The organism is Microbacterium sp. 18062 (genome assembly GCF_902706225.1).
Classification (GTDB): Bacteria; Actinomycetota; Actinomycetes; order Actinomycetales; family Microbacteriaceae; genus Microbacterium.
In genome coordinates this window covers 1-473 of sequence record NZ_CACSKB010000276.1, presented here as the reverse complement: position 1 = coordinate 473, position 473 = coordinate 1, and the positions used below count along the sequence as shown (strand labels likewise).

The 473-nt window shown below is 50.1% G+C and carries 1 protein-coding gene; it reads left to right on the top strand.

Features of this window, described 5'->3' with window-relative positions; translation table 11 throughout:
* Nucleotides 1–473: TnsD family Tn7-like transposition protein (locus GVL03_RS23435; protein ID WP_200847309.1), on the top strand; the 473-nt coding region annotated here is incomplete at both ends.

Below are 473 nucleotides of genomic sequence, written 5' to 3'. Positions count from 1 at the left end.
ACTTACGTCTCGGCGTGACCGGTGGATGGGAGTGTTAAAAACGCCTGGCGTTGAGGGAATCTCTAAAGCAAGGTCTCTGGGCTTTTCTGACTATGCTTGGCTCTATCGACATGATCGTAGTTGGCTACTTACTTCCAATGCGCAATATCGCAAATCGGTGAGCAAGCGTGGTACGGTGAATTGGCCGGCCCGAGATCAGGAACTCTGCTCGAAAGTTCTCACTAGGATGATCTTGCTATTAAGGGCTGAACCACCCATGCGAATCTCAGTAGCTCGGCTTTGCTCAGGGCTGGGGCAATCTTCTCAATGGCGCCGCGACAAACTACCCCACTTTAAGGCGCTCTTGTCACGTTTTTCGGAGACACCTGAGTCGTTCAGAATTCGGCGGGTTAACTTCGCAATCGATTCTTTAGTGCAACGAGAGTCCGACATTAAATTATGGAAAATTCAGCGTGCTGCAGGCCTTCGTATAT